The 9,143-nt window shown below is 75.1% G+C and carries 6 protein-coding genes; 1 reads left to right on the forward strand and 5 read right to left on the reverse strand.

Features of this window, described 5'->3' with window-relative positions:
- Positions 1–50 precede the first annotated feature (50 nt).
- The 5 genes from E1283_RS25200 to E1283_RS25220 are packed head-to-tail and all read right to left on the reverse strand — an operon-like array spanning position 51 to position 8,650.
- Positions 51–803, reverse strand: a complete 753-nt coding sequence (locus E1283_RS25200; RefSeq protein ID WP_132820437.1) for an SDR family oxidoreductase — start codon at positions 801–803, stop codon at positions 51–53.
- 18 nt (positions 804–821) lie between these two features.
- The gene (locus tag E1283_RS25205; RefSeq protein WP_132820438.1) at positions 822–2,369 is read right to left on the reverse strand and encodes a GAF domain-containing protein; all 1,548 of its coding nucleotides are present in this window, start codon (positions 2,367–2,369) and stop codon (positions 822–824) included.
- Positions 2,370–2,382: 13 nt separating this feature from the next.
- Complete coding sequence (gene cydD, locus E1283_RS25210; RefSeq protein ID WP_132820439.1) at positions 2,383–6,120, reverse strand: thiol reductant ABC exporter subunit CydD; 3,738 nt, start codon at positions 6,118–6,120, stop codon at positions 2,383–2,385.
- Between the two features lie 13 nt (positions 6,121–6,133).
- Positions 6,134–7,129 carry a cytochrome d ubiquinol oxidase subunit II gene (cydB, locus tag E1283_RS25215; protein ID WP_132820440.1) on the reverse strand — a complete coding sequence of 332 codons (996 nt, stop codon included), beginning with the start codon at positions 7,127–7,129 and terminating at the stop codon, positions 6,134–6,136.
- 12 nt (positions 7,130–7,141) lie between these two features.
- On the reverse strand, positions 7,142–8,650 hold the full coding sequence (locus tag E1283_RS25220; RefSeq protein ID WP_132820441.1) for a cytochrome ubiquinol oxidase subunit I: 1,509 nt from the start codon (positions 8,648–8,650) through the stop codon (positions 7,142–7,144).
- A gap of 203 nt (positions 8,651–8,853) precedes the next feature.
- On the opposite strand from E1283_RS25220, the gene E1283_RS38250 reads away from it, so the two are divergent.
- Positions 8,854–9,143, forward strand: a 290-nt coding sequence (locus E1283_RS38250) for a hypothetical protein (RefSeq protein WP_207930519.1), incomplete at its 3' end; no start/stop codon positions are given.

Here is a 9,143-nt window from a genome sequence, read left to right on the forward strand (position 1 = left end):
GCCCCGCACCCCGAACTGACCTCGGCCGCCTGACGCTCGGACCCCCGAGGTCAGCGGCCCCGTTCCGCGCCGCCGTTGACCTGGACCACCTGCGCCGTGACGTGGCCCGCCGCGTGCGAGGCGAGCCAGTGCAGCGTCTCGGCGACGTCCCCCGGCTCCCCCGCCCGGCCGTTGGCCGTCTCGGCGATCAGCGTCCGGCGCCGTTCCTCGGTGACGCCGTCACCGAAGAACCCCGTGTCGTCGACGAAGCCGGGCGCCACCACGTTCACCGTGACGCCCCGCGGTCCCAGCTCGCGCGCCAGCGCGAACGCGTACGGGTGCAGGGCGGCCTTGCTCGCGCCGTAGCCGCTGGAGCCCGAGCCGCGGAACGCGGCGATGGAGCTGAGGAAGAGCAGCCGGCCGCCCGGCGAGGCGAGCCGGTCCTTGAGCGCCTCGGTCAGCAGCACCGCGGACAACGTGTTGGCGCGGAAGTTCACGGTCCACTGGTGTGCCGTCGCGGCCAGCCGCCCGGCCCCGTCCGGTGGGCCGGGTTCGAGGCCGCCGTTGCCGCCGGCGCTGTGCACCAGGACGTCCACCGTGCCGAACCGGTCCGCGATCACGGACTCGACCCTGGCGACCTCCGCCGGCTCCGCGAGGTCGGCCGGCAGCGGCACGGCGTCCGGAAGTTCCGCCGCCGCCCGTTCGAGGACCGCCTCGCGCCGCCCGACGAGGATCGTCGTGTCGCCGTCCCGCCCGAAGGCGCGCGCCGCCGCGAGGCCGATGCCGGTGCCGCCCCCGGTGATCACCACTGTGCGTCCTGCCATGGCGGTGACCGTACCGCCTCACCGGGGCGCCTGCCATGTCAACGCGGTGCCGGCGCCGTCGAGCCCGGGGCCGAGGGCGGCCGAGCCGCCCAGCGACTCGGCCCGCCGGGCGAGGTTGCGCAGCCCGCTGCTGCGGTCCTGCCCGGCCGGCAGGCCCCGGCCGTCGTCGGCGACGGTCAGCCGCACCGCGTCCCGCCCGTCCGGCAGCCGTGCCGTGGCGTCGACCGCGACCTCCACCCGGTGGGCACCGGCGTGCCGGGCGGCGTTGGAGAGGCCCTCGCGCAGCGCGGCGACGAGGTTGCGCGCGGTCTCCTCGCCGACCAGCGCGTCGACCGGCCCGGTGAAGGCGACCGACGGCGGGAAGCCGAGGGTGGCGGCCGCGGCGCCGGTCTCCCGCAGTACGCGGGCGCGCAGGCCGGCCGGCGTGTCCTCGGGCGGCTGCTGGAGGGCGAAGACGGTGGTGCGGATCTCCTGGACGGTGGCGTCCAGTTCGTCGGTGGCCCGCGCGATGCGCCGCGCGATCTCGTCCCGCCCCTCCGCCTCGGCCCGCCGGGCGCCCTCCAGGACCATGCCGACCGCGAACAGCCGCTGGATGACGAGGTCGTGCAGGTCGCGGGCGATCCGGTCGCGGTCCGCCAGGACGGCCAGCCGCTCGCGGTCGCGGCGCGCCCTGGACAGCAGCAGGGCGAGCGCGGCCTGTTGGGCGAACTGGGTGGCCAGGGCGCGCTCCGGCACGGTGTAGGCGGGGGAGCCGGGGGCCCGCGCGAGGGCGAGCGCGCCGAGCGCGGTGCCGTCGCTGGCGAGCGGCAGCAGCAGGCCCGGCCCGCGGCCCCAGGCGGGGAACAGGTCGGTGGGGTCGGCCGCGCGCGGGTCGTCGACGACCACCGGCTCCCCGGCCAGCACCCGGCGGAGCGCGTTCCCACGCGCCGGGACGACGGTGCCGACCAGCCCGCCCGCCTCCTCACCGCTCGCGGCGACGACCTCCAGGTTCTCCCCTTCGGCGGGCTCCAGGACGACGCCGGTCGCGGCGTCGGCGAGGCGCCGCGCCTGTTCGGCGACCACGGCGAGGGCGTTGTCCTCGTCGGCGGCGAGCAGCGAGGTGGTGAGTTCCAGGCTGCCGTCCATCCACCGGGCCTGCTGCCGGACGGCCTCGTGCAGCCGGGCGTTGCCGATGGCCAACCCGGCCTCGGTGGCCAGCACGCCCAGCAGTCGCCGGTCCTCCTCCGTGAACCCGGCCGCCCCGTCCCGCTTGCCCGCGACGTGCAGCAGGCCGTGGACGGCGCCGTGGACCAGTACGGGCACGGTGAGCGGCGGTGGGGGCGGCCCGCCGTGCAGCAGGGCGCGGACCAGCGGTTCGGTGCGGCCGGCCGGGTCGCCGGGACCGGTCCCGCCGTGGACGACGAGGCGGCCGACGGCCTCGCCCTCCTCGTCGAGGACGGCGAGGGCGGCGTAACGGGCGTCCGCCAGCTCGGCCGCGGCCCGCGTCAGCCGGTCAGGTACGGCGTCGGGTGCGAGGTCGCCGCCGATGGCCTCCACGGCCCGCAGCAGGCGGGGCAACTGCCGCATGAGCCGAGGATAATCACTCCCTGACCAGGGCGAAACTCGTGTTCGCGGTGCCCCGGGCGGCCGTTCCCGCGACCCGTTCGAGCTCCAGCGTCCGGCGGAACGGGCCGTCGGCCGTGGCCAGCTCGGCGTGCGTGCCGCGCTGGACCACCTCGCCGCCGTCCAGCACCAGCACCTCGTCCACCGCCTCCAGCCCGGCCAGCCGGTGGGTGATGAGGACCGTGGTGCGGCCCTCGGTGGCGGCGAGCAGGTCGGCGGTCAGCGCGTCCGCGGTGGGCAGGTCCAGATGCTCGGCCGGCTCGTCGAGCACCAGGACGGGGAAGTCCGCGAGCAGCGCCCTGGCCAGCGCGAGGCGCTGCCGCTGGCCGCCGGAGAGCCGGGCGCCGAACTCGCCCACCAGGGTGTCGAGGCCGTCCGGCAACTCGCTGTCGACCCAGTCGAGCAGCCGGGCGGCGGCCAGCGCCTCGCGCAGTGCGGCGTCGTCGGCTTCGGGGCGGGCGAGGCGCAGGTTCTCGCGCAGTGTGGAGTCGAAGATGTGCGCGTCCTGGGCGCACAGGCCGACCAGCCGGCGGACGTCGTCACCGGCCAGCGCCGTCGCGTCGACCGGGCCGAGGGTGTAGGTGCCGGCGGTCGGGTCGAGGAACCGCAGCAGGCAGTGGGCGAGGGTGGTCTTGCCCGCGCCGGACGGGCCGACGACGGCGATCCGGCGGCCGGCGGTCAGCTCCAGGTCGACGCCGCGCAACGCGGGTTCGGTCGCCCCCGGGTGGTGGGCGGTCAGCCCGCGCAGCCGGAGCGGGAACGGGGCCTCGGGCGCGGTGGCGGGCTCGACCGGCTCGCGGACCGGGGCCGGCGCCTCCGTGATCTCACGGATCCGCTCGGCCGCGCGCTGGGCCCGCTGCCGCTGCTGCACCGCCTGCGGCAGGCCGGCGACCGCCTCGAAGGCGGCCAGCGGGACCAGCACGGCGGAGGCCAGCCAGACGCCGTCCGACACGGTCGGCACCGCCAGCGCGGCGGCCGCGGCGACGGTCAGCCCGGTGACCAGGGTGGTGAGTCCGGCGCCGAGCGCGGTGACGGCGGCGGACCGGGCGGCCAGCCCGGTCAGCTCCCGGTCCGCGGCGCGCAGCGCCGCCTGCCGGGCCGGCAGCGCGCCGGCCACGGTCAGCTCGGCGGCGCCGGTGAGCAGGTCGACGGTGTGGGTGGCGAGCTCGCCGCGGGCCGGCGCGAGCCGGCGCTCGGTGCGGCGGGCCAGGGCCGCGGCGAGCGCGGTGACGCCGAGCCCGGCGACGAGCAACCCGGCGGCCAGCGCGACGCCGGCCGCCGGCGACAGCCAACCGGTGAACGCCACGGCGCCCACGCCGACGGTGACGGCGGCGGCGACCGGCAGCAGCCAGCGCAGGAAGTAGTCCTGGAGCGCGTCGACGTCGGCCACCAGCCGGGAGAGCAGGTCACCCCGCCTGGCCCGGCCGAGCCCGGCGGGCGCCAGCCGTTCCAGCCGCCGGTAGACGGTCACCCGCAGCTCGGCGAGGATCCGCAGCACGGCGTCGTGGCTGAGCAGCCGCTCGGCGTAGCGGAAGACGGCCCGCCCGATGCCGAAGGCGCGGGTGCCGGTGACGGCGACCATCAGATAGAGCACCGGCGGCTGCTCCCAGGCCCGGGAGATCAGCCAGCCCGAGGTGGCCATCAGCCCGACGGCGCTGCCGAGGGCGAGGGCGCCGAGCAACGTGGCGAGCGCCAGCCGCCGCGTCTGCGTCCGCGCGGTCTCCCGCACCCACGCCAACGCCTGGCCGGCGGGGCTCGGCGGTGGCGCCGCCGCGCGCCGCGGGGCCAGCCGCCCGGCCGGCGGCCGGGGGCGCCGCCCGTCGGCGGCCACGCCGGCCACGGCGTCGGCGCCAACGGCCGGGCCGTGGTCGGCCGGTCCTGCCGCGCGGCCACCCAACCCGGCGCCGCGCCGGCCGACCGTACCCACCACGTGCGTTGCCGCCTCGCCGGCCACGACAGGAAGAGTCCCTTCGGCCTCATCGGCCTCATCGGCCTCCCCGCCTGACGGCGGTGCGTCCGCACGCCGCGCGGACAGCAACGCGGTGTCCCCGGTCGGCCGCGCCGGCCAGGCGCCGGCCGGCCCGGCGGTTGGTTCCACGTGAAACACTCGATCGGCCGCCGCCAGCAGAGCCTGGCGGTGGGTGACCAACAGCACCGTGCGGCCCGCGGTCAGCCGGCGGATCGCCGCGACGACGGCCGCCTCCGTCTCGCCGTCCAGCGCCGCCGTCGGCTCGTCGAGCAGCAGGATCGGCCGGTCGCACAGGAACGCGCGGGCCAGCGCCACCCGTTGCCGCTGCCCGGCCGACAGCCCCGCGCCGCCCTCGCCGAGCCGCCGGCTCGGCTCCAGGCCGCCGGCCGCCGCGTCCCGCAGCGCCGCGGCGACCGCCACGTCGTCGGCCTCGGGCCTGGCGAGCCGGACGTTCTCGGCGACGGTGCCGGCGAAGAGCCGCGGCTGCTGCGGCACCCAGGCGATCCGCCGGTGCCACGCGGCCGGCTCCACCGTGGCCAGATCCACCGGGCCCGCGTCCTGACGGCCGACCAGGATCCGTCCCTCGGCGGGTGCCACGAAGCCCAGCACGGCCGCCAGCAGCGAGGACTTGCCGCCGCCCGAGGGGCCGGTGAGCGCCACGGTCTCGCCGGGGGAGACCGTCAGACTGGTGCGGGGCAGGGCGTCCGTCGGCCGGCCCGGGTAGCGGACGACCAGGTTCTCGACGGTGATGCCGGCCTCGGTCGGCACCGGCCCCCGGCCCCGCGCCGGCGGCTCGGTCTCCAGCACCGCGAAGACCTCGTCGGCCGCCGAGAGGCCCTCCTGCGCCGCGTGGAACTGGGTGCCCACCTGCCGCAGCGGCAGATACGCCTCCGGCGCCAGGATCAGCACCACGAGACCGGTGTAGAGGTCGAGCTCGCCGTGGACCAGCCGCATGCCGATGCTGACCGCGACCAGCGCCACCGAGATGGTGGCCAGCAGCTCCAGCGCGAACGACGACAGGAAGGCGATCCGCAGCGAGCGCAGGGTGCCCCGCCGGTAGTCGGCGGTGATGGCCCGGATGTTCTCGGCCTGGGCCTTGGCCCGGCCGAAGACCTTGAGCGTGCCGAGGCCGGCGACCACGTCGAGGAAGTGGCCGGAGAGCCGGGTCAGCTGGCGCCACTGGCGGTCCATGTGGGCCTGGGTGGCCCAGCCGATCAGCGCCATGAAGAGGGGGATCAGCGGCAGCGTGCCGGCGATGGTGGCCGCGGATATCCAGTCGTCCGTCACGATCCTGGCCAGCACCGCGACCGGCACCACCACCGCGAGCCCCAGCTGCGGCAGATAGCGGGCGAAGTAGCCGTCGAGCGCGTCGATGCCGCGGGTGGCCAACGTCGTCAGCTCGCCGGTGGTACGGCCGGCCAGCCAGTCGGGGCCGAGCGCGGCGGCGTGTTCGAGCAGCCGGGTGCGCAGCTCGGACTTCACCGCCGCGCTGGCCCGGTGCGCGGCCAGCTCGGTGAGATAGCTCACCAGCGCGCGCCCGAGCGCCGTGGCGGCGAGCAGCAGCAGGGGGGTGCGCAGCTCCGCGACGGCCAGGCCCTCGGTGAACGCGTCGGTGACGATGCCGGCGATCAGCAGCGCCTGCCCGATCACCAGCAGCGCCCCCGCCAGGCCCAGCACCACCGAGGCGATCAGGAAGCGCCGGGTGGCCCTGGCGTGACGCAGCAGGCGGGGGTCGATCGGTCTCATGGTCGGGTCACTCTCAGGACGCGATGTGCTGGGTGCCGATGCGCTTGCGGAACACCCAGTAGGTCCAGCCCTGGTAGACCAGCACCACGGGCGTGGCCAACGCCGCGCACCAGGTCATGATGCGCAGCGTATAGGGGGCGGACGAGGCGTTCTCGACCGTGAGGTTCCAGTTCGCGTCGAGCGAGGACGGCATCACGTTCGGGAAGAGCGCCAGGAACAGCATGGCGAAGGCCGCCACGATCACCACGCCGGAGAAGACGAACGCCCACCCCTCCCGGCCCGCCGCGTTGGCCAGCAGCGCCGCCACCAGGGCGGCGGCCACCACCACGAGCGCCGCCAGGCTGCGGGCGTTGCCGCTCTCGGACTGCGTCCAGAGCAGGAAGCCGGCCGCCAGCACGCCCCCGACCACGCCGAGGAGGCCGGCCGCGCGCCGGGCCCTGGTCCTGATGTCGCCCACGGTCTTGAGCGCGGTGAACACCGCGCCGTGGAAGGTGAACAGCACCACGGCCACCACGCCGCCCAGCAGCGCGTAGGGGTTCAGCAGGTTCAGCAGGCCGCCGGTGTACTCGAAGTCGGCGTCGATCGGCACCCCGCGCACGATGTTGGCGAAGGCGACGCCCCAGAGGAAGGCGACGGTCAGCGAGGTGACGAAGATGGCGAGCTCCCAGTTCCGCTGCCAGGACTCCTCCGGCCGCTTGGCCCGGTACTCGAAGGCCACGCCCCGCACGATCAGGCAGACCAGGATCAGCAGCAACGGCAGGTAGAAGCCGGAGAACAGGGTGGCGTACCACTCGGGAAAGGCGGCGAAGGTCGCGCCGCCGGCCGAGATCAGCCAGACCTCGTTGCCGTCCCACACCGGGCCGATGGTGTTGATCAACACCCGGCGCTCCGCCCGGTCCCGGGCGAGCGTTCCGGAGAGGATGCCGACGCCGAAGTCGAAGCCCTCGAGGAAGAAGTAGCCGATCCACAGCACGGCGATGATGACGAACCAGAGTTCGGGAAGACTCATCGGGCCAACTCCTCAGTACGAGAACGCCATCGGGCGGTCGGCGGCGGGATCGTCCCCGCCGATGCGGCTTGGCGGGTTCAGGTCGGACTCGGTCAGCTCGGGCGGCCCGGCCTTGGCGTACTTGACCATCAGCCGCACCTCGATCACGGCGAGGATCGCGTAGAGGGCGGTGAAGACGAGCAACGAGATGAGGACCTCGACCTGGGAGACCCCGGGCGAGACGGCCGCCTCGGTCTTCAGCAGCCCGTAGACCACCCAGGGCTGGCGGCCGGTCTCGGTGAAGATCCAGCCCCAGGCGTTGGCGATCAGCGGGAAGAGCATGGTGAGCAGCGCCAGCCGCCAGTACCAGCGGGTCAGCAGGTGAGGAAGCTCACGGTTCCTGGTGAGGGCGAGGCGCGGTCGCTCGTCCTCACCGGTGCGGAGGCGCTCGGCCAGCCAGAACCGGCGGCGGGTGAGCCAGAGACCGGCGGCCCCGAGGGAGGCGGAGGCCATGCCGAAGCCGATCATCCAGCGGAAGCTCCAGTAGGCCACCGGGATGTTGGGACGGTAGTCGCCCGGGCCGTACAGCTCCTGGAGCTCCTCGTTGATGTCGTTGATGCCCGGCACCGGTTCGGAGAAGTTGTCGTGCGCGAGGAACGAGAGCAGTCCCGGCACCTCGACGGCCACCACGTTGTGGCCCTGGTCCACGTCGCCGACGGCGAAGAGCGAGAAGGGGGCGGGCCCCTCCGTCTCCCACAGCGCCTCGGCCGAGGCCATCTTCATCGGCTGCTGCTCGTACATGATCTTGCCGAGCCGGTCGCCCGAGACGGCGGTGAGCACACCGGCCACCACCATGGTGATCAGCCCGACGCGCAGCGAGGTGCGCATCACGGCGGTGTGCCGCCGGCGTATCAGGTGGTACGCGGCTATGCCGACCATGAACGCGCCACCGGTGAGGAAGGCGGCCGTGATGGTGTGCGCGAACTGCGCCACCGCCGTGTTCTGGGTGAGCACGTGCCAGAAGTCGGTGAGCTCGGCCCGGCCCGACTCCTCGTTGATCTGGTAGCCGACCGGGTGCTGCATCCAGGAGTTGGCCGCCAGGATGAAGTAGGCGGAGATCACGGTGCCCACGGCGACGGTCCAGATGGTGGCCAGGTGCAGCTTGGGCGGCAGCTTGTCCCAGCCGAAGATCCACAGGCCGATGAAGGTGGACTCGAAGAAGAACGCGATCAGCGCCTCGAAGGCGAGCGGTGCGCCGAAGACGTCGCCGACGAAGCGGGAGTAGTCGGACCAGTTCATGCCGAACTGGAACTCCTGCACGATGCCGGTGACCACGCCCATCGCGATGTTGATCAGGAAGAGCTTGCCCCAGAACTTGGTGGCCCTGAGGTACTTCTCGTTCCTGGTCCGCACCCAGGCGGTCTGTAGACCGGCGGTGAGGGAGGCCAGGGAGATGGTGAGGGGGACGAAGAGGAAGTGGTAGACGGTGGTGATGCCGAACTGCCACCGAGCCAGCGTCTCCGGTGCGAGAGCGAGATCCACGGTTCTTTCTCCTCCGCGTCGCGCGGGTTGCGCGGTCTGACCTTGTGAACGTATTCACATTCACAAGCCATTATGGAACACGTGGTCCCGCGGACCGCGGGCGGGGGTCCCGAGGGCCTCGCCCGCCGGCGAACCGGCCCGAAGGGGCCGGCGCCGACCGTCGGTGGCGCCCCGGGGGCGGATGCAGGTAACTCCCTTGGCCCGTGGGCCCGGAGCCGCCGCGGGCGGCGTGCCCCGCGCGGACGGAGCGGGCCACTGCCCGCCGGCTGTGCCGGCGCGCCTACGCGGTCGAAGTGATCCTGCTCACCACCTTCGGCTGCGCCGGGCCGGGCCGGGCCCGCGTCGCGGCGCGCCTGCGCGCCGCCCGGCCCCGGTCGGGAAGGGCGGGCGCGCGACGCACCGGGCGCCTGTTCGGCGCGCGGCCCCAGGAAGGGCGGGCCCACGCCGGCCTGCCGGCCGGGCCCCGCCCGTGGCCCGGCCACGCCCCCCCGGC

It is taken from the genome of Streptomyces hainanensis (genome assembly GCF_004348415.1).
Lineage (GTDB): Bacteria > Actinomycetota > Actinomycetes > Streptomycetales > Streptomycetaceae > Streptomyces > Streptomyces hainanensis.

Excerpts from the sequence above, each read along its gene's own strand:
- cydB (WP_132820440.1), bottom strand. The coding sequence starts at position 7,129 with ATGAGTCTTCCCGAACTCTGGTTCGTCATCATCGCCGTGCTGTGGATC.
- E1283_RS25205 (WP_132820438.1), bottom strand. The coding sequence starts at position 2,369 with ATGCGGCAGTTGCCCCGCCTGCTGCGGGCCGTGGAGGCCATCGGCGGC.
- E1283_RS25200 (WP_132820437.1), bottom strand. The coding sequence starts at position 803 with ATGGCAGGACGCACAGTGGTGATCACCGGGGGCGGCACCGGCATCGGC.
- cydD (WP_132820439.1), bottom strand. The coding sequence starts at position 6,120 with ATGAGACCGATCGACCCCCGCCTGCTGCGTCACGCCAGGGCCACCCGG.